The 19,485-nt window shown below is 39.6% G+C and carries 19 protein-coding genes; 13 read left to right on the top strand and 6 right to left on the bottom strand.

Annotation, left to right across the window (positions count from 1 at the left end):
• Positions 1-23 precede the first annotated feature (23 nt).
• On the top strand, positions 24-1,916 hold the full coding sequence (locus PGH07_RS03885; RefSeq protein WP_289412673.1) for a TIGR00341 family protein: 1,893 nt from the start codon (positions 24-26) through the stop codon (positions 1,914-1,916).
• Here PGH07_RS03885 and PGH07_RS03880 read toward each other — a convergent pair.
• Positions 1,911-2,750, bottom strand: coding sequence for a prephenate dehydrogenase (locus PGH07_RS03880; RefSeq protein ID WP_434481297.1), 840 nt, complete (start codon positions 2,748-2,750; stop codon positions 1,911-1,913). The two genes, PGH07_RS03885 and PGH07_RS03880, sit on opposite strands and share 6 nt — an antisense overlap.
• 165 nt (positions 2,751-2,915) lie before the next feature.
• Here PGH07_RS03880 and bamA point away from each other — a divergent pair, with 165 nt between their 5' ends.
• Positions 2,916-5,279: an outer membrane protein assembly factor BamA gene (gene bamA / locus PGH07_RS03875; RefSeq protein ID WP_289412671.1), complete on the top strand. Its 2,364-nt coding sequence runs from the start codon at positions 2,916-2,918 to the stop codon at positions 5,277-5,279.
• Positions 5,280-5,353: 74 nt separating this feature from the next.
• Here the strand turns inward: bamA and PGH07_RS03870 are convergent, their stop codons facing one another.
• The 5 genes from PGH07_RS03870 to plsY form a co-directional block, all read right to left on the bottom strand.
• On the bottom strand, positions 5,354-6,868 hold the full coding sequence (locus tag PGH07_RS03870) for a Ppx/GppA phosphatase family protein (protein ID WP_289412670.1): 1,515 nt from the start codon (positions 6,866-6,868) through the stop codon (positions 5,354-5,356).
• A 3-nt stretch (positions 6,869-6,871) separates the two neighbouring features.
• The gene (locus tag PGH07_RS03865) at positions 6,872-7,126 is read right to left on the bottom strand and encodes a YfhL family 4Fe-4S dicluster ferredoxin (protein ID WP_289412669.1); all 255 of its coding nucleotides are present in this window, start codon (positions 7,124-7,126) and stop codon (positions 6,872-6,874) included.
• A gap of 156 nt (positions 7,127-7,282) precedes the next feature.
• Positions 7,283-7,957 carry a homeostatic response regulator transcription factor HsrA gene (gene hsrA / locus PGH07_RS03860; RefSeq protein ID WP_289412668.1) on the bottom strand — a complete coding sequence of 225 codons (675 nt, stop codon included), beginning with the start codon at positions 7,955-7,957 and terminating at the stop codon, positions 7,283-7,285.
• A gap of 148 nt (positions 7,958-8,105) precedes the next feature.
• Entirely contained in the window at positions 8,106-8,435 is a 330-nt protein-coding gene (locus tag PGH07_RS03855) for a dihydroneopterin aldolase (protein ID WP_289412666.1), read from the bottom strand.
• A complete protein-coding gene (plsY, locus tag PGH07_RS03850; protein ID WP_289412665.1) occupies positions 8,435-9,058 on the bottom strand; it encodes a glycerol-3-phosphate 1-O-acyltransferase PlsY in 624 nt (207 codons plus the stop codon). The genes PGH07_RS03855 and plsY overlap by 1 nt, the downstream gene beginning before the upstream one ends.
• Positions 9,059-9,166: 108 nt before the next feature.
• Here plsY and nadA point away from each other — a divergent pair, with 108 nt between their 5' ends.
• The 11 genes from nadA (at position 9,167) to rimP (ending at position 19,465) form a co-directional block, all read left to right on the top strand.
• Positions 9,167-10,162 (top strand): quinolinate synthase NadA, encoded by a 996-nt coding sequence (nadA, locus tag PGH07_RS03845; protein ID WP_289412663.1) that lies wholly within the window; start codon positions 9,167-9,169, stop codon positions 10,160-10,162.
• A 4-nt stretch (positions 10,163-10,166) separates the two neighbouring features.
• Positions 10,167-10,985 (top strand): carboxylating nicotinate-nucleotide diphosphorylase, encoded by an 819-nt coding sequence (gene nadC / locus PGH07_RS03840; RefSeq protein ID WP_289412662.1) that lies wholly within the window; start codon positions 10,167-10,169, stop codon positions 10,983-10,985.
• A 1-nt stretch (position 10,986) separates the two neighbouring features.
• The gene (locus PGH07_RS03835; protein WP_289412659.1) at positions 10,987-11,970 is read left to right on the top strand and encodes a DHH family phosphoesterase; all 984 of its coding nucleotides are present in this window, start codon (positions 10,987-10,989) and stop codon (positions 11,968-11,970) included.
• Positions 11,971-12,044: 74 nt separating this feature from the next.
• A complete protein-coding gene (gene pgp6 / locus PGH07_RS03830; protein ID WP_289412656.1) occupies positions 12,045-13,427 on the top strand; it encodes a peptidoglycan metallopeptidase Pgp6 in 1,383 nt (460 codons plus the stop codon).
• Positions 13,428-13,528: 101 nt separating this feature from the next.
• Positions 13,529-14,413 carry a UDP-3-O-acyl-N-acetylglucosamine deacetylase gene (gene lpxC / locus PGH07_RS03825; RefSeq protein ID WP_289412655.1) on the top strand — a complete coding sequence of 295 codons (885 nt, stop codon included), beginning with the start codon at positions 13,529-13,531 and terminating at the stop codon, positions 14,411-14,413.
• Complete coding sequence (locus PGH07_RS03820) at positions 14,394-14,861, top strand: hypothetical protein (RefSeq protein WP_289412653.1); 468 nt, start codon at positions 14,394-14,396, stop codon at positions 14,859-14,861. The genes lpxC and PGH07_RS03820 overlap by 20 nt, the downstream gene beginning before the upstream one ends.
• A gap of 16 nt (positions 14,862-14,877) precedes the next feature.
• A complete protein-coding gene (thrB, locus tag PGH07_RS03815) occupies positions 14,878-15,759 on the top strand; it encodes a homoserine kinase (protein WP_289412651.1) in 882 nt (293 codons plus the stop codon).
• 33 nt (positions 15,760-15,792) lie between these two features.
• A complete protein-coding gene (locus tag PGH07_RS03810) occupies positions 15,793-16,035 on the top strand; it encodes a DUF448 domain-containing protein (RefSeq protein ID WP_353049829.1) in 243 nt (80 codons plus the stop codon).
• Positions 16,028-18,673: a translation initiation factor IF-2 gene (gene infB / locus PGH07_RS03805; protein ID WP_289412650.1), complete on the top strand. Its 2,646-nt coding sequence runs from the start codon at positions 16,028-16,030 to the stop codon at positions 18,671-18,673. Before PGH07_RS03810 ends, infB begins: the two co-directional genes overlap by 8 nt.
• Positions 18,673-19,041, top strand: a complete 369-nt coding sequence (gene rbfA / locus PGH07_RS03800; RefSeq protein ID WP_289412648.1) for a 30S ribosome-binding factor RbfA — start codon at positions 18,673-18,675, stop codon at positions 19,039-19,041. The genes infB and rbfA overlap by 1 nt, the downstream gene beginning before the upstream one ends.
• Positions 19,034-19,465 carry a ribosome maturation factor RimP gene (gene rimP, locus PGH07_RS03795; protein WP_289412647.1) on the top strand — a complete coding sequence of 144 codons (432 nt, stop codon included), beginning with the start codon at positions 19,034-19,036 and terminating at the stop codon, positions 19,463-19,465. Before rbfA ends, rimP begins: the two co-directional genes overlap by 8 nt.
• Positions 19,466-19,485 lie beyond the last annotated feature (20 nt).

The following is a 19,485-nucleotide window of genomic DNA, read 5'->3' as shown; positions in this document are numbered from 1 at the left end:
AAAGCATGAGGAGGGAATATTGTATGAGTCACATTTATTATCTTTATGCAGATGAAAACGACTTATTTGTGGAGGAGTATAAAGAGTATTTGGATGAAAATGGTGTAGTAAGCCTTCCTTTTTCAAAGTTAGAGCATTTTGATATCGGACAAGCATCACATCTTCTTGTTACAGGTACACTTGAAGAGATCAAAGAGATACTTCTGCTTGCCGAACACACAGGTGTTAGTATCGGTATCATTCCCAAACCTGAACAAAAACAGCTCATAAAAACCTTTTATCTTCCATCTGATACAAAAGAAGCGATAGATATTGCACTTATACCCAGTGAAAAGAAGTTAGATCTTCTTTATGCTGAGGATAAAATCGTTTTGCAGGAAGTAGTGATAGGAGATGTGCCTCCTCTTGATCAGTATGAGTCCGTGCTTGAGGGTAAAGGTCTTTGGGAAAGGATCAAGCTTTTCGGTACTACACTAAAACGGGTGAAGTCACTGCACCACAGCTCTTTTCAGGTCATTGATGCTAATGAGAATACGATCAGGTTTTCAGCTGTAGGTATAGTGGTATTAAAGTATCCTATTAAAACTTTTGCATCAAAGCTGATACCTGCGCAACTTTCTGCCAGTGACGGAAGACTCTCTTTGGTTGTTTTATCTCCAGGTTCTATCATACAATATATCGGATACCTCTTTAAATCGCTGGTGTCACGCTTTACACCAAAGAGACTGCCGAATTCAGTAGGCTATCTGCGTTCTTCTTCAGTCAAGATAGGAGCTACCCGAGTAGTCCCTGTCGTTGTTGACTCAGCCTGCGAGCTTCAAACCCCTATAGTCCTTGTAGTAAAAGAGGAGGCTATAGCCCTTAGTGTAGGAGAGAAGTTCTGGCAAGAACAGGGTGAACTTACACAGCCTAAAGACAGTATCAAGCTTGATCATCTTCCTTGTGATGAAGAGAGTAGTGCCTATCTTGAAAATGTGATACCTTTATTTTCACATGCATCCCAGGAACAGTATGCAACCTTGTTTACCAGTTTACGTGAAGAGGCACAGCTTAATTCTACATTTATGACCTTGCTTGTATTGGCTACGATGATCGCCACGTTCGGGCTTTACATAAATTCTCCTTCAGTGATCATCGGTGCAATGCTTTTGGCCCCGTTGATGCAGCCTATTGTGAGTATGAGTATGGGGATGTTGCGTCAGGACAGCACATTGTCGTTAGATGGACTTAAGAGTATTACAATAGGTGTGATGAGTGTACTGCTGACTGCTATGCTTGTCTCTTTTTTTACTCCTATAGAGAATCTTACTTCTGAAATGGTGGGGAGACTTCATCCCACGATTTTAGATCTATTCGTTGCGATCATCTCCGGTGCAGCAGCAGCATATGCAAAAAGCAATGAGAAGATCGTCGGATCACTTGCAGGAGTAGCCATTGCTGTGGCTTTGTTACCTCCTTTGGCAGTGTCTGGTATAGGGCTTGGTTGGGGAGAGTGGCATATGTTTGGTATGGCATTTTTGCTTTTTGTGACAAACCTTGTAGGTATCGTTTTGGCTGCTGCACTGATGTTTATGTTCCTTGGCTACTCTCCGCTGAATATTGCTAAAAAAGGTGTAACAGCATGGATGGTTATTGCGCTGATTATTGCTGTACCGCTTTATGGTGCATTTGGTACCATGAAGGAAGATTTAAAGATTCAGAGCAGGCTTTCAAATACACATTTTTTTATAGAAAATGCAACCATACAATTGACAGATGTAGAACTCTATCATCGTCAAGGTGTTGATGAGATACGTTGTGAAGCGATCACTTCGGATAGACTCTCTACCGATGGTGAAAAAGCTTTAAAAGAGAAGATAGAGTCCCTGGTAGGTAAAGAGATACATGTTGTTGTGACGTTTAGATACCGTCTATAGGATGTCATGCAGTGTATTGGCTTCACTCATCCACTTGTTGAGTGCTTCCCATTCACCATTTTCAACCATATGACGGCATTTTTTAAGCTCGACTTCAAAGCTCTCTATCGCTTCGATGAGGTTGGCCCGGTTCTGTCTAAAGATGTCCTCCCACATATGTGGAGAGGATTTGGCAATACGGCTCATATCTCTAAACCCACCGCCTGCAAGTGCTACGATGCTGCTTGCATCTTCCTGTCTCATTACGGAGTTAGCTAAAGAGTAGCTAAGGGCATGTGGCATGTGAGAAATAAAAGCAGCATGACGGTCATGTTCTTCTGCTCCCATGTAAACTAGCTTCATTCCTATCTCTGAAAAAAGTTTCTTCGCAACTTCTTGTTGATGTGTTCCACTCTTTTCCATATCACATAAAACAACGACTTTGTTTTCATAAAGCTTCGGGATCGCTGCTTTGGGACCGAACTTTTCCGTTCCTGTCATCGGGTGTGCAGTGACAAAGTGCGTACGGATAGATTCAGGAATAGATGAAGAGATCTTTGCTTTGGTGCTTCCCAAGTCAATTACGGTACATTTCTCATCGAGGTCGTGCAGTTGCTGGGAGATAGCGATAATTCCCTCTACAGGAATAGTTAGGATAATGATATCACATTTGCTGATCTCATCAAGGGTATGTACGATCTCATGGACAAGACCAAGCTCAAGTGCTTGTTGTTGATGTGTCTCATTGTGGTCAAGCCCGACAAAGCGGTATGTATTTGATCGTTCCTGCAGTGCAATACTTAAGGAACCTCCCATAAGCCCAAGCCCGATAATTCCGACGTTTGTCATATCCATTCACCTATCCTTATAAAGTGCAGATTATAGCATATTTTGTGAATTTTTATCGTAGGGTTCCCCTGGGGAGTATGTAGACCTCAATAGAAGCTGGATTAAGGTGCGAGATAGATATAAAAAGATACACTATTAGCAAAATTATTTGCAGGACAAGGTTAAAAGGAAATGAAGAAAATAGCGCTTTCTTTGGTATTTGCAGGGACATTACTCATCGCACAAAAAATTAGTCAGATTCAATATGTCGGTCTAGCACATCTTTCTCCGAGCATGGCTACTGAGGTATCAGGAATTCAAGTTGGTGATGAGATGGATATCGCCAAAATCAATCAATCTGTGAAGAACTTTTATGCACAGGGCTACTTTGAAGACGTATGGGTAGAGAGCAAAGGAAATGCGCTTATCTATCATTTTAAAGAGAAGGTAGCGATCGCAAATCTTGAGATCAAAGGATTTGGTACGGGGGATGAGGGTGAGAAGCTTCTTGCAAGTACAGGACTGAAAAAGGGTGATCTATATGACCAAAGACGTGTTAAAGAAGCTAAAAAAGCGCTGATTTCGAACCTTGAAAGTCAAGGCTATTATGATACCGTGGTCGAGGTAACGACTACAAAAGTGAGTGAAAGCAGTGTTTCTTTGGTATTTGATGTCAATAAAGGTGAAAAGATCACTATACAGAAGATGAACCTTGTTGGTGCCAAAGAAGTAGATCAAGGTGAACTTGAGGCTAACTTGGCAAATAAAGAAGTTGATTTTTGGGGATGGATACCGTTTTTGAACGATGGAGTAGCAAAAGTAGATCAACTCGAATATGATTCTTACAGGGTCAAAGAAGCATATATGCAAAAAGGCTACCTCGATGCAGATGTCAGTAAGCCTTTGATGAAAGTGGACTTTGGTTCGTATAATGCAGATATAGACTATCAGATCAAAGAAGGGATCAAGTACAGTATCGGAAAGATCACTATTGCTCAAAATCTCAAAGGCGTAGACTCAAAAGAGCTGATCGAAGAGCTTTCATTAAAATCTGGAAAAGTATTTAACATCAATCGTATGCGTTCAGATATCAATCATCTTAAAGAGAAAATAGGGAACCGTGGTTATGCCTATGTGGATGTAGTTCCTCAAATGCATAAAGATGAAAAAGCACAAACGATCGATCTTAATTATGTGATCAAAGAGGGTGTTCCTGTAACAGTAAATGACGTATTGATTTCTGGAAACAGTGTAACCAAAGACAGGGTTATCCGTAGATATATCTATCTTGCACCTGGTGATAAGTACAATGCGACTGACTTGAAAGATTCAAAAAATGCATTGGGAAGAACCGGATTCTTTGAAAAAGTGGATATTGAAACACAAAGGGTAAGTGAAGATAAGATCAATCTTTTGGTAAAAGTAACAGAAGCTCCGACAGGTACTATTTCTGCGGGAGGTGGTTACGGTTCTTATGAAGGTTTGATGGTTAATGCATCAGTTTCCGATAAAAACCTTTTTGGTTCAGGTATAAGCAGTACAGTAGGTTTTGAACTTTCTAAAATCTCTAAGAACTATAATGTTTCCTTTACAAATCCTAGGGTATGGGATAGTCTGTACAGTTTGGGATTGAGTGTCTATAAACGAGATTATGAATACATCGATTTTAAACAAAATCAGTTGGGTGGTAATCTTTCTCTAGGGCGTGAGTTTTATAGACATTTCTATGCTTCAGTAGGAGTTGGATATGTGGATAACCAGTCAGAAATTAATTCTGATGTAAACTCGACCTACATACAGAACATTTTTTATAATGATAAGTATCAAAAGGTATCAGGGTTTGCCAGTTTGAAGTTTGATAATACAGATGACTATTATCAACCAAGAGAAGGGTTTATTGCAGCTGCCAATGTAGAGCTTGCAAGTTTGAATGGAGACCTTACTCAGGAGAATATCGACGAGGGATATACAGAGTTTGCAAACCTTACGAAGTTTTCTGGAAAGATTGGTGCATATTATGGAATGGCAGAACTTATTGATTATGACTTGATATTGCGTGCAAAAGCCAGATTTACTGTAATTTCAGCAGGGGATAATGAGTATCTTCCTATTGCGGAAAAACTCTTTATGGGTGGTGTAGGATCGGTAAGAGGGTATGACCCTTATTCTCTTTCTCCTACAGTGATTACAGATAATTTAGGTAATAAACGGGCAGCTGCGGATGGTGAACTTCCTAATTATGATCTAAATGAAACGAGCAGCCGTATTGGTGGGACTAAAAGTGCATCGGTAAGTCTTGAAGCAAGTGTTCCTCTTTCTGAAGCTGCAAAAATGAGGTTGGCTTTCTTTGTTGACTATGGTATTATAGGAACGGATCCTATCCCAACAAAAGACGGAGATTTGAAATTTGAAAATATCGCGCGTGCTTCAACGGGTGCTGTAGTTGAGTGGCAGTCAGGATTTGGTCCAATCAATTTGGTCTTTGCCAAAGCAATCAATCCTAAAGACGGAGATAGAACGTCAGTCTTTGAATTCTCTATGGGAACGAAGTTTTAAATCTGCAGAGTGCGTGATCGTCACGTACCCTAAACAGAGAAAGTACCCCCCTTAGCGGGTTATTTCTATCTTTCCTAAATAATTCCCAAGTTCTTATTTTTTGGAAGTTCATTTTGATCTGCGATAATGATCGCAAAAGGGATAGGCTTTTTTAATGCTCTGATCTTCTCTTTTGCAAGATAGAGCGACTTGTCTGAATAGATCACTAATACCTGGTTCTCATAGCTAAACTCTATCTTGGCACTGTTAGATGCTTCATGGATCAATATCGTAAGTTTATAGAAAAAACTAAGCCAAGTAAGGACATTTTTTGAAGGGAGTAAAGATCTATACTCTTTAACAAGTATCCTAGGTACAGTACCATCATTATCTGTACGCAAGAGTAGAGCGATCAATGCCATCTGTTCATGTGTAAACCCGTAGTTTAACTCCTGTATAGCGATATAAAAGGCATGTTTATGAGATCTATAGATTGTTAAGGTTTTCCCTATACTGGAAAGTTTTAATGCGGAGAGAAGTTCATTGAGATATATTTTGTCTATATTGGACTGTTGTAACAGAGTATGATAGAGTGAAAGAGCAATTTGAAGTTTTGCTTTTTTATTTTTTTCTACGTTGACCATCGGTTTAAATCGGCTTAGGATAGACTCAATACTTGGATTCTTACCTTCAGGGAATTTAAGCGTACGTTTATTAAGAGAGCTGTTTAAAAAGATCCCTTCACGTACACCGACGCTGCTTGTTATGACTTCTTCCGCACCCATATATCTTAGCAGTTCATCAAAGATCAAGGTTCCCTCCCTAATCGTATCAAAACGGTTGGGCTTTAGTGGAAAACGCTTAAGTCCTTTTGCTGAAGAACGGTAGACATCTTCAAAATAGCTTTGCTGATCACTCACTGTATAGCGGTAACCATGCAGCTTGTCAAGAGGATATTCTGTTGATTTCATAATCGATCTTGAAAGTGCCCTTGCCGTACCTCCTATACCTATAGCCCTATGATGCTTAAAGTGTTCAGGAAGTGCATTCAAAGCATTATGGATATAGGCTCTTGCATCTTCTAACGGTTTTCCTTTATCAAAAAAAAGCTCTTTGAGTCTGACTGTACCCAGATTAAGTGAGTAGGTGTCAATAATCCTTCCTTTTTTGATCAGTGCCAGGTCTGCAGAACCACCTCCGATATCGATCGTGATACCTTCACTGACAGGCAAAAGATTGTTTACTGCAATTGCACCATATTTAGCTTCTTTTTCTCCATCAATGACTTGTATGTCAAGTTTAAGTTCTTTTTTGATCCAGGAGACAAATGCTTTACCGTTAGGGGCATCTCTAAGCGCTGAAGTTGCTATACATATAGTTTTAGATGTCTTATATTTTTGAATGGTTTCTTGGAAGGAATGGAGAGTAAGAAATGCACGTTTGATACCGTTAGGCTGCAGGTGACCTTCCTTCTGGTAAGCACCTTCACCTATACGTACTTTGGATTTCTGTTCACAGATAAGATGAAATCCATAGCGGCTTGTCTTTTCATAAATAACAAGTCTGGCTGAGTTAGAACCGATATCGATTATTGCGGTTCTATGATTCATTTTCTAATTGTACTCTTCCTGAATTTTTTCAAACTTGAACATTAGCTCTTCTACGTTTTCGACATTATCCGGATCCGGGATGATACAATCAACTGGACATACAGCAATACATTGAGGCTCATCAAAGTGACCGACACACTCAGTACATCTGTCCGGATCAATCAGATAGATTGGATCATTCTCTTCAATTGCTTCATTTGGACACTCTTCTCTACATGCATCACATGCGATACATTCATCAGTAATCATTAAAGCCATGGTTTCCTCAACTTTTAATTTAAATTTGTTATTTTTCTGATTTATAACCGAAGAAACCTTATGCTTTATTTAAAATAAAACTTTTATAAAATTTATTTAGTTTTTTATTCATAAAAAAGAAAAAGTGTAGAGAAAAGAGCTAAGCCCAATTAGGACTTAGCTTATCTTTTTTGGAAAGCAGAATCGATAACCTCTTCTTCTTACTGTCTCGATGGTTGAAATATCAAGCGGTTTGTCCATTTTTTGTCGGATCTGGTTGATGGCTACTTCAATGACATTTGGTGTAACGAGTTCAGGCTCTTCCCAGATTGCATCAAGTAACTGTTCTTTAGAGACGATTTGATCTTTATGCATTGCCAAGTGAGTAAGTACCTCGAAAGGTTTTCCTTTAAGCTCGATCTCCTCACCTTCATAGATGATCTTTTCTTCTTCAGGATTGATAATAAGTTCATCAATCTCAATAATATTAGAGGCACCAAAACGCAGTTTTGCTTCTACACGTACAAGAAGAATGTCAAAGTCTAAAGGTTTACGTATAAAGTCATCTGCTCCACCGCGTAGTGCTTCAATCTCATTATCTTTCCCCAATCTATCGGAGAGTACAATCACTGATGTTTTATGTGCCTCTTTTTTGATCTCTGCGATAATCTCGATACCAGTCTTATCGGATTGATCCCAGCTGAAAAGTACGAGATCATAATTCCTGATATCAAGCATATATCTTGCATCGTTAATATTTTCAGCGATATCACACTGATAATTCTGTGAAGTTAGTACATCATTTAAAGATTTACTTAGTTCCTCATCTTTCTCTATGATCAATATTCTCATAGTGAAGCTCCTTTTTTCATACTTCAGTAAACTATATATGCCACATGCAGGCTCATCTACCTCTTCGTCTTAAGATATAGACCTAATATCCAAAAAGTTAAACTTTGCTTAATTATAGCATAATATATAGTTGTTATGAAAGTTTTTTTTAAGAATTAAATTCCCAGAAGTGACTTAGTGCTACAGAACACTCAGAAATAATGTCAGGTTTTGAGATTTTTAGCTTAAGTGACGTGATTTGGTGATAGTGTTCAAGCAGTTCTTCTTTGATTCCGAGCAGTGCATCTTCAAGGAGCTCGTAACGTTTATTTTTGATGTGTATTGTGATCATTTCTACTATCTTGGCATAATCAAGAAAAGTATCTTCATATGTATAGGTTGCCTCTAGATCCACAATGATCCTTTGCGGCCGTTCCCGTTCAAAATCAAGCAGACCTATAATAGCTTCAAAGGTCAATGCTTCGATATGAATCGTCATTAGACCTTTCCTTCTTCTTTTTTGAAAAGTCTAATGATATTTGGTATATGTTTATAAAAGATTACAAATGCGATGATCCAGATAGGAGCATGTGAAGTAATCCCAGGAACTTCAGGGTAGATCACGTAAGAAGCGATGATAAAGGCTATAAGACCGATCAGTGAAGAGATTGAAGAGATTTTAAGACCTTTGGCAGCAACAAGCCATACGACAATAGCGATCAACGCAGGAATCGGCATCATCACGAGCAATACACCAAAACCGGTAGCTACACCTTTCCCGCCCTCAAATGCCAAAAAGATTGAGAAACAGTGGCCCAAAACTGCAAGTACCGCAATGGTCCAAAGTACTCCTTCCGGTGCACCTAGATATTTAGCAATGAGAATAACTACTATTCCTTTGATCGCATCTAAAAAGAGTGTGATTGCTCCCAGTTTTTTTGCAAGTTTGGGATCTTTCTCCTTGACAACTCTCAGTACATTGGTTGCTCCGATATTACCACTACCTGCTTGTTTGATATCAACACCTGCAAACTGTTTTGCCAAAAGGTAGCCAAATGGTATACCCGCGAGGATAAAGGCTGCAAGATAAAGTAGTATATTTTGGTTACTTAATAGATCCATATGTGATTTCCATTTTCTTGAGATAGTGCAATTTTATCCGAATTTAGATAAAATCATACTATTCTCGGGTTTTTTAAAAAAGCCCCTTAGTGACACTGAAGGATAGTAATGAGTATAGATTATAGAGCTGAGATAAAAAGGCTTAAAGAAGAGCTGGATGTCACGGTAGTGGCACACTACTATCAGCGCGATGAAGTATTTGAGATGGCCGATATCACAGGTGATTCACTGGAACTTGCACGAAAATGTAAAGCAGATAAGAATCCATGGGTGGTTTTTGCCGGTGTAGGATTTATGGGACAGAGTGTGAAGGTCATTGCTCCTGAAAAACGTGTATTGATGCCTAAGATTGCTTGTTGTGCGATGGCAAGAATGATCGATGGAAGTTACTTCGATGACAGCGTAGAGTATATGGTAAAACATGGGATCGCCAAAGAGAATATCCTACCGATTACTTATATCAACTCCGATGCATCGGTGAAGGCAAAAGTGGGTGAGATGGGAGGACTTGTCTGTACCTCGTCTAATGCCTATAAGATTATAGAAAAAGGTTTAGAGAGCGGCAAAAAGATCCTCTTTGTCCCAGACCGTTGCCTGGGGCAGAACTTTGCAAACAGCATGGGGCTTAAGTCATGTGTAATCGGTGAAGGAGAATGTGATCCTCAAGAAGCCGATGTGATATGCTTTAACGGTTTTTGTTCGGTACACCAGCTCTTTACGGTAGATGATGTGGAGTTCTATCGTAATAAGTATCCGGGTATCAAGATCGCTGTACACCCAGAATGTGATCCTTCAGTGGTTAAAATAGCGGATTTTGTAGGATCTACTTCACAGCTTATCAAATATGTTAACGATCTTGATCCTGAAGAAAAAGTGGCTGTAGGTACAGAATATAATCTGGTCCACCGTATGAGAGAGAAAAATACCTATGTCCTCTCCTCAACCAAGCCGGAATGTCCAACGATGAATGAGACGACACTGGAAGATCTCTACTTGACACTGAAATCAATTGAAGATGGCAAACCTATGAATGAGATCATTGTAGATCCTCATACTGTTAAGTATGCCAATCTGGCACTAGAACGAATGTTGGCGATCAAATAAAATGATGCTTAAAAGACAATTTATTGAAGCAATGGTAGCAGAAGATGTAGGGAGAGGAGATCTCTTTACCCGTATTAGTGAATCCAAAGCGATCAGGGCTTATATCCTTGCCAAAAGTGACGGGGTATTTGGAGGACGTGAATATCTTGAAGCTTTTGAGAAGATGTATAATCTGCATATCGAATGGGCCATTGAAGATGGTGAAGCATTTTCTAAAGGTGACCGATTAATGGATATCTATGGTCCATCCAAGATCATCCTTTCACTCGAGCGTTCATTGTTGGATGTGGCACTTCATGCAAGTTCTATCGCAACATTGACAAATAAATATGTCAAGGCGATCGAAGGAACGGGAGTGAAACTCCTTGATACACGTAAGACAAGACCTCTGCTTCGTGAATTTGAAAAATATGCAGTACGTTGCGGTGGCGGGTTGAATCACCGGATGGGATTGGATGATTGTCTGATGCTTAAAGACACACACCTTAAAACAATTGATGATTTGGATAGTTTTATGGTAGAAGTCCGTCAGAAGATACCGTTCACATCAAAAGTAGAGATCGAGTGTGAAACTTTTGAGATGGTTCAACGTGCGATGAAAGCCGGAGCTGATATCGTCATGTGTGATAATATGAGTTTGGATGAGACTCGTAAAGTCGTAGCCTTTAGAAATGAAAATTATCCTCATATCCTGCTTGAAGCAAGTGGGAATGTAACACTTGAAACGATCCTTGAGATTGCCGAAACAGGTGTAGATGCAATCAGTTCGGGAAGTATTATCCATCAGGCCAATTGGATCGATCTCTCCATGAAGGTAGAATAGATTGGAAAGCGGAGCAGCATTGCCTCTTCCTTATGAAGAAGTTCAGAATAAAATAGAATCAGCCCAGAGTATCACGATACTTTCCCATATCAATCCTGATGCAGATGCGCTGGGTACAGCACTTGGAATCTACCACATTCTTTCCAGTAACCATAAAGGTAAAAAAATTGAAGTGGTGAATGCTTCAAAAGTATTACCTCGGTATCTGGATTTTTTACCGCATTACCAGAAGATCAAACATAAAATGGATTATGAAAAAGGCTTAGTGATCACGTGTGATAGTGGTAGCTTGGATAGGTTGGGGTTTGATGTGAGCGGTAGAGAACTTATCAATATCGATCATCATCAAAGTAACACGAACTATGGTTCAATCAATGTGGTATTACCTGAGTTAGCGGCAAGTTCACAAGTAGCTTATATGCTCTTTAAAGAACTTTATCCCTTAGATCAGCCTGCAGCTACCTGTTTTTATACTGCCTTGCTCTCTGATACCCGTTATTTTACTACTTCAAGTGTTACTGCAGAAGTTTTAGATGTTGCCAAAGCATTTGTTGAAGCAGGTGTAGATCCGGCTTTTGTTTCAGAGAACTTTACCCAAAGAAAACCTTTAGGTGCATTTCGTATCTTGCAAAGAGCCCTTGCATCGTTAAGTCTACATCAAGAGGCCAGGGTAGCATCACTTTTTGTCACAAAGGAAGATATAGCAGCTTCAGGAGCGACGGTACCGGATATGGATGGCATAGTTGATTATGGCAAGTCATTGGCCACAGTCGAGATCGCATGTTTTGTGATGGAATTGGAAGAGGGGTTACGCATCTCCTTGAGAAGTAAAAGTGTGGATGTTTCAAAAGTGGCGAAGGCTTTTGGCGGAGGTGGACATAAAGTGGCCGCAGGCTTTATGATCCCTTACAGGGAAGGCTACACCATCGATAGAATGATCCAAAGCATTTTAAAGAAAATAGAAGAGTACAGATTACTGGGCTAAAAGTAAAGAGTGTAAGCGTAGATAAAACAACTATCGATACAATTTTACAAAAATAGCTTGATTTAGGATAAAAGATGAGTCGTATACGTAAAAAAAGCAGTAGCGGTAAATGGATTATTATTGTCATTTTCTTGGGGATTGTTCTTGGTGGAGGGTATATTTATACATCACCTGAATTTGAAAGAGTAGCACCTCAGATCACAAGTCAAAATAATTTTTACTGGAACAAAAAAGCACCGTTTCAGATCAAGCTTACCGACAATGTAGGACTTAAATCTTTTACTTTGGTTTTAAGTGATGGAAAAACAAGTGTTATTGTAGGGCAGGGAGAGTTTGAAAAAGGTATAACAGAACGCCTGCTCAGTATCAAATATCCTAAAAGCAAGCTGCTAGATCCCAAAGCTAAACATTTGAAGTTGAAAATTACTGTAGTTGATCAAAGTTTGTGGAACACATTTCAGGGAAATCAGAGTGAAAAGATCATTGATATCCAAGTTGACACGAAAATGCCTACGATCAATATACTGGCAAACTCCTATAGTATTACACAGGGTGGGTCGGCTTTGGTCGTTTTCTATGCAGCAGATGAGAACCTGGATAAACTTTATGTAGAAGCAGCCGGCAATCACTTCAAAGTAGAACCGTATAAACAAGACGGGTATTATGCAACACTGGTTGCCTGGCCTTTCAATCAAGATGAATTTGAAGCGGATGTAGTCGCTATAGATCAGGCAGGCAATCAACGAAAAACCAGAATACCTTTTTACCTTAAAACATTTTCCTACAAAGTCTCTTGGATTCAGGCAAAAGACAGTTTCATCGATGGAAAAATCACTGATCTGGCATCTGTAGATTCTGACTACGAAGAGGTTAGTGAGAGACTTGATAAGCTTAAAGCGGTCAATGAAACTATGCGCCTTAAAAATGAGGAAAAGATTCATAAACTAAGCAAAGTGGTATCTGATGAGATGCTTGATAAATGGAAAATAGAGAAGTTCTATCCACTGAAAAACGGTGCAAAGGTTGCAAGTTACGGAGATGAAAGACACTATTACTATAAAGATCAACACAATGAAGTTTCTCATTCTTATCATGTAGGGTATGATTTGGCAAGTACAAAAATGGCGATCATCAGAAGTTCAAATCCTGGTAGGGTCGTTTTTGCCGGATTTAACGGTATTTATGGAAATATGCCGATGATTGACCATGGATTTGGACTTTATACGCTTTACGGACACTGCTCACAGCTTCTGGTAGAAGAGGGCGATTATGTGAAAAAAGATCAAGCTATTGCAAAGACGGGAGTGTCAGGACTGGCATTGGGAGATCATCTTCATTTTGGTATACTGGTTCAAGGGATTGAAGTAAGACCTGTTGAGTGGTTTGATGCAGCCTGGATCAAAAAAAATATTGACAACATCTTTGCTGAGGCTGATAAGATCATCGACAAAAAATAGTCCCGTTATCCTTCAATGAAGAGATAGAATAAAATTTGCATTTTGTAAAAGTATAGAAAATTTGGTATAATGGGCCAAATTTTGTGAAAGGAGAGAGTTATATGCAACAGCGTACGATAAGCAAAGCAGTTGAAGTTGTAGGGATTGGACTGCATAAAGGTGAACCCATCAAGCTTCGATTGGAACCGTTGGATGTAGATGCGGGTATCGTTTTCTACCGTGAAGATCTTGCTTTGAGTATACCTCTCTCTCCTGCTGCCGTTATTGATACAAAAATGGCTACGGTAATCGGTTCAGAAAAAGGATTTATCTCTACTATCGAGCATTTTCTTTCTGCTATTTATGCATACGGGATTGACAATCTCAGGGTTGTTGTAAATGAAAATGAGATGCCGGCAATGGACGGTTCGGCAATTTCTTTTTGCCTGTTGCTTGATGAAGCGGGTATTGTAGAACAAAATGCTCCTAAAAAAGTGATCCGTATCAAAAAAGCTGTGGAAGTACAAGACGGCGATAAGTTTGTTAGACTTACACCTCACCATAGTGCAGAGTTTGATTTCCGTATTAAATTTGATCATCCTGTGATCGGTGACCAAGATCACTCATTTGTATTTTCAACAGAAAACTTTATCAATGAGATTGCACGGGCAAGAACGTTTGGGTTTGCGAAAGATATTCAATATCTACAGAGTCAAAATCTTGCACTAGGGGCTACTTTACAAAATGCTATAGGTTTGGATGATCATAAAGTGTTGAATCCTGAAGGCTTACGTTTTGAAAATGAGTTCGCAAGACATAAGATTCTTGATGCAATGGGAGATATGATGGTTACCGGGCATAATATACTTGGAAAGTATGAATCATTTGCCGGAAGCCACCACCTAAACTATCAACTTACTTCAAAATTATTAGCTGACAGTACAAACTATGAGTTTGTTACGGAAAATGAGCTACAAAGTAGAGAATTTGCCAAATCATTTGCCTGAATACCAGCTACTTGTAATCTCTATATCTACACCGCTCTTGATAGGTGTATATAAAAATAAAGAGTTGATAGAGACCATTTCCAGTGAGAAAAAGACCTCTGAAATACTTCTACCGTTATTGAATACCTATATGGAACGTTATGATCTTTCAAGTATTATCTATACACGGGGACCGGGTTCCTACATGGCAATTAAACTCACCTATATTATGCTAAAGACTATTGAGATCGCACGAGGAATAAAATGCTTTGGATGCAGTGCATTTGCATTGAATAACGGTGCTCCGATCAAAGCAATGGGCAACCTTTATTTTACCAAGGAAAAAGAGACTATAATAACAAAAAAAATTGAGCAGCCGGTCGATGCAAAATTTGCATTGCCTCAAAGTATTCAAGATCTACCGTTAGATGAAGAATCAACACCTGAGTATATAATACCGGCTGTTTAGGAATAGAGAATAGACAATGTTTGTAAGCGTACCAGCCACTTCGGCAAATTTAGGACCTGGTTTTGATACTTTGGGTCTAGCAGTTGATTTGAGAAATGAGATCATTATTAAACCATCAAAGTTTTTATCTATCTCAACTCACGGAGAGGGTGCAGATAACCCTAAGATCAAAAAAAACACTCTTTTTTTAAATATTTTCAATGAAAATTATAAAAGATTGACGAAAAGAACTGATAACTTTCGTTTTGAGTTCCATAACAGAATCCCTATTTCAAGAGGATTGGGAAGTTCTTCTGCAGTAATCGTAGCGAGTCTAAGTGCAGCCTATGAAGCAGCAGGGGTTAAGTACACAAAAAGAGAGATACTCAACCAGGCATTGCGTTATGAAAGCCATCCAGATAATATCACACCGGCGGTGATGGGTGGATTTAATGTCGCATGTGTAGAAAATGGGCGTGTTTATAGTAAAAAAAGACGACTTCCGGACTATCTTAAAGCAGTAGTAGTTGTACCAAACCGTACGATTTCAACCGCAAAGTCAAGAACAGTACTGCCAAAAATGTACAAAAAAGAGGAAGCGGTTTATTCGCTTTCAAGATCATCCTATATGACAGCACTTTTTATGTCTGAATCCTGGGATTTGTTGCGTATTGCTGCTAAAGACAAGTTGCATCAGTCCAGACGTATGAAAATGATGCCGGAACTTTTTGATGTACAAAAACTGGCATTAAAACATGGTGCGTTGATGAGTACGCTTTCGGGGTCGGGTTCGACATTCTTTTCTTTGGCCTATGAAAAGGATGCACCTAAAATTGCTCAGTCGCTTCGTTCTCGTTTCCCACAATATAGAGTTTTAATCCTGGACCTTGATAACTATGGTGTTATCACCAAGGATTAGAACAGCTTAATTCTAATTGGGTATAATACGCGAATGAATAAATCACAGCCTATACGTATGTGTATTAGTTGTCGGGATAGGCAGCCTCAGAGTAGCCTGTTACGACTGAAGATAGCCGACAAAGATATCACAGCTTATGATGGCAGCGGGCGCAGCTTTTATCTTTGTGATGTATGCAGTAAAAATCAAAAAAAAATCAAAGGCTTAATCAAACGTTTCAAGCAAGATGAGGAACGGTTTTTTAAGCTTTTAGAGGAGTTAATGAAGAATGGATAAAGTAAGAATCCAAGAGATAGCATTAGAAGCAGGACTATCTAATAACGAACTGCTGGACAAAGCTAAAGAGTTAGGTTTTGAAGTAAAAGCAGCCAACAGTGCAATCAGTATGGACGAAGCAGGGATACTTGTAGACTATGCTATTAGCGGTACGCTGCCAAAAGGGTTTAAAAAACCAGAAGAGAAAAAACCAAAAATTAAAGTGGTAAAAAAAGAAGAGCCTAAGTCTGAAGAGCCTTCAGCAGAAGAAACTGTAGAGACTACTGAAGTAAAAGCGGAAGTTGAAAAAGAACAGGCTGCACCAATAGAAGAGAGCAAAGCTGAAGAGCCTGCTGCAGAAGAGAAACAGGCTCCTAAAAAAGTGGCGAAGAAACGTAAAGGTATTTCTGTCGTTACACCACAAGAGGAACCTGCAGCGCAAATTCGAAAAGCTTCAGAGGAAGAGGCTCCGATAAAGAAATCTCTCTCAAGAGGCGGGATCAAAATCGTTCGTAAAGCAAAACCGGAACCGGTAAAAGTAGCTAAAAAGATTTCACTTGAGCAGACGGGTTCAGAGCCAGTTGCCTCAAAGAAAAAACCTAAAAAAATAGCTGAAGCCAGAGAGACCGGAGAGAAACTGGATATCTTTAACGGCGATATCAGTTCAGATATCAGTTCAGGATTTGGTGAAGAGGAAGTAGTACTCTTAGACTTTTCAGATAAAAATATTTATGAAGAGATGCAAAGACAGGAACAAAAGCGTAAAGAAGAAGCGAAAAAACGTGAGAATGCAGGTGTAATGGGTGGTAAGACAAAGCAGGCATTCCGTCCTCAGCAGCAGCGATCTCTTAAACGTGGCGGTAAACGCAAGAAGTATGTCAAAGAGGTAAGTACAGAAGTTGTAACTTCCGTTGAGATTCCTGAAAACGTTAGGGTTTACGAGTTCGCAGAGAAGGTGAACAAGTCAGTAGGAGATGTTGTTAAAGTACTCTTTGCACTCGGTATGATGGTAACGAAAAACGATTTCCTTTCAAAAGATGAGATCGAGATTCTTGCTGAAGAGTTCGAAGTAGAAGTGACTACAATGAACCCGCTTGATGAACTTGATTACGTAGCAGCATATGATGCAGTAGAAGATGAGCAACTAGAAGAGAGACCACCGGTTATTACGATTATGGGGCACGTCGATCATGGTAAGACATCATTGCTTGACAAGATTCGTTCTGCAAAAGTTGCAGACAAGGAAGCAGGCGGAATTACCCAACACGTAGGTGCTTACCAGGTAGAAAAAGACGGTAAGAAGATCACATTCGTGGATACTCCGGGTCACGAAGCCTTTACTGAGATGCGTTCACGTGGTGCTCAGGCGACAGATATCGTCATTATCGTAGTCGCAGCAGATGATGGTGTAATGCCTCAAACAAAAGAGGCAATTTCGCATACAAAAGCTGCAGATGTACCGATGATTATAGCTGTGAATAAAATGGATAAACCTGCAGCAAACCCGGATAACGTTAAAGCACAGCTTGCGGAGATGGGAATCACACCTATTGATTGGGGTGGAGAGTACGAGTTTGTTCCTGTATCAGCACATACCGGTATGGGGATTGATGATCTACTTGAGACAATTTTGCTTCAAGCTGAAGTAATGGAATTGGAAGCTGATCCGACACGTAAAGCGAAAGCGGTTGTTGTAGAAAGTTCTTTGGAAAAAGGGTTTGGACCGGTTGCAAACGTGATCATTAAAAATGGTACACTTAGAGTAGGTGACAATGCGATCGTAGGTAAAACATTTGGACGTATCAAAGCGATCAAACTTGACGATGGAACAAACGTTAAAGAGATCGGTCCAAGTACACCTGCTGCAATTGTCGGTCTGAATGAAGTACCGGGTGCCGGTGAAACATTGATCGTGACTGATAGTGAAAAAGAAGCAAGAGAATTGGCAGAGAAGAGAGCAGAATATGAAAGGGAGAAGCAACTCTCTAAGAGTACGAAAGCTTCACTAGATGATCTTTCTGAACTGATTGCAGAAGGTAAGCTCAAATCATTGCCTGTTGTCATCAAAGCAGACGTACAAGGTTCTCTTGAAGCGATCAAGGGAAGTCTTGAGAAGCTTAAAAATGAAGAGGTTAAGGTCAATATCATCCATGAAGGTGTGGGTGGCGTAACTGAGAGTGATGTGACTCTTGCTAATGCTTCTGAACACTCAGTTATCTTAGGGTTTAATGTACGTCCGACCGGTGCAGTGAAAAATAAGGCTAAAGAGTTGGGTGTAGAGATCAAGTCATACTCTATTATCTATGATCTAATCGATGATGTGAGAGCATTGCTTGGCGGTATGATGAGTCCTGTTATCTCTGAAGAAGTTACAGGTCAAGCTGAAGTGCGTGAAACATTTGTAGTTGGGAAAATAGGTACAATTGCCGGATGTAAGGTAAGTGACGGTGTGATCACAAGAGGAAGTAAAGCTAGACTAATCCGTGACGGTGTTGTTATCTATGAAAGTAAGATATCTTCACTCAAACGTTTCAGTGAAGATGCAAGAGAGGTCAAAAGTGGATACGAGTGTGGTATTATGCTTGAAAACTACAATGACCTTAAAGAAGGCGATGTAATCGAGACCTTCAAAGATGTTGAGGAACAGGCAGTATTATAATGACACAAGAAGAGATCAAACGCCACCGCGTAGAGTCAGTGTTGAAGGAAGTAATTCCTGAGGCTTTGTCTACACTTGATGATGAACGTATCAACTCGTTACTTGTCACTGAAGTGGTCTGTTCAAAGGGACGTAGCGATGCTAAAGTCTATTTGGATAAATCGTTCTTAACTGAAAAAGAACAAAATGAAGCATTGCGTCAACTTCGTTCAGTAGCTGGTTATATACAGAACCATTGTAAACAAAGTGAGGGCTGGTTCAAAGCGCCCCGTCTTACATTTGAGTTTGATGAACAATTAGAGAAGCAACAGCGTATGGAAGATCTGTTTGCACAGATAAGTAAAAAAAAGGGTGAGAGCGATGAGTAAGGTTGAAGATGAAATTGCAAAGATTGTTGAGGCTAATGGTGCATCACTTTACGGGATAGAGACAGTCACTGAATTTGAAGAGACTATCTATCGTGTGCTTATCACCAAAACAGGCGGTATAACACTTGATCTCTGTGCGGATATCTCTAATGCACTCTCTCCTTTTTTGGATGTGAATCCACCACTCAGCGGTAAATATCGTTTAGAAGTAAGCTCACCAGGAATTGAACGTAAACTTACAAAACCTATTCATTTTAAAAATGCCATCGGTGAGAAAGTTAAAGTTAAGGTAATGGGTGGAGAGAAACTCAAAGGCGAGCTTAAAAGTGCGGACGATGAAGGTATCACTGTAACAACGAAACAAGGTGATGAATCTTATCGTTATGATGAACTAGGAACTGTAAAAACGTATTTCGAATGGTAAGATCGGGGGAGATAAGGAGC

It is taken from the genome of Sulfurovum zhangzhouensis (assembly GCF_030347965.1).
GTDB classification, from domain to species: domain Bacteria; phylum Campylobacterota; class Campylobacteria; order Campylobacterales; family Sulfurovaceae; genus Sulfurovum; species Sulfurovum zhangzhouensis.
This window is presented reverse-complemented; position numbering and strand designations above follow the sequence as displayed.

Bases quoted from the DNA above. Each gene is read 5' to 3' on its own strand.
- nadC (WP_289412662.1), top strand. From the start codon at position 10,167: ATGCTTAAAAGACAATTTATTGAAGCAATGGTAGCAGAAGATGTAGGG.
- PGH07_RS03865 (WP_289412669.1), bottom strand. From the start codon at position 7,126: ATGGCTTTAATGATTACTGATGAATGTATCGCATGTGATGCATGTAGA.
- PGH07_RS03870 (WP_289412670.1), bottom strand. From the start codon at position 6,868: ATGAATCATAGAACCGCAATAATCGATATCGGTTCTAACTCAGCCAGA.
- pgp6 (WP_289412656.1), top strand. From the start codon at position 12,045: ATGAGTCGTATACGTAAAAAAAGCAGTAGCGGTAAATGGATTATTATT.
- PGH07_RS03810 (WP_353049829.1), top strand. From the start codon at position 15,793: ATGAATAAATCACAGCCTATACGTATGTGTATTAGTTGTCGGGATAGG.
- PGH07_RS03885 (WP_289412673.1), top strand. From the start codon at position 24: ATGAGTCACATTTATTATCTTTATGCAGATGAAAACGACTTATTTGTG.
- rbfA (WP_289412648.1), top strand. From the start codon at position 18,673: ATGACACAAGAAGAGATCAAACGCCACCGCGTAGAGTCAGTGTTGAAG.
- hsrA (WP_289412668.1), bottom strand. From the start codon at position 7,957: ATGAGAATATTGATCATAGAGAAAGATGAGGAACTAAGTAAATCTTTA.
- PGH07_RS03855 (WP_289412666.1), bottom strand. From the start codon at position 8,435: ATGACGATTCATATCGAAGCATTGACCTTTGAAGCTATTATAGGTCTG.
- PGH07_RS03880 (WP_434481297.1), bottom strand. From the start codon at position 2,750: ATGGATATGACAAACGTCGGAATTATCGGGCTTGGGCTTATGGGAGGT.
- bamA (WP_289412671.1), top strand. From the start codon at position 2,916: ATGAAGAAAATAGCGCTTTCTTTGGTATTTGCAGGGACATTACTCATC.
- lpxC (WP_289412655.1), top strand. From the start codon at position 13,529: ATGCAACAGCGTACGATAAGCAAAGCAGTTGAAGTTGTAGGGATTGGA.
- rimP (WP_289412647.1), top strand. From the start codon at position 19,034: ATGAGTAAGGTTGAAGATGAAATTGCAAAGATTGTTGAGGCTAATGGT.
- plsY (WP_289412665.1), bottom strand. From the start codon at position 9,058: ATGGATCTATTAAGTAACCAAAATATACTACTTTATCTTGCAGCCTTT.
- nadA (WP_289412663.1), top strand. From the start codon at position 9,167: ATGAGTATAGATTATAGAGCTGAGATAAAAAGGCTTAAAGAAGAGCTG.
- infB (WP_289412650.1), top strand. From the start codon at position 16,028: ATGGATAAAGTAAGAATCCAAGAGATAGCATTAGAAGCAGGACTATCT.
- thrB (WP_289412651.1), top strand. From the start codon at position 14,878: ATGTTTGTAAGCGTACCAGCCACTTCGGCAAATTTAGGACCTGGTTTT.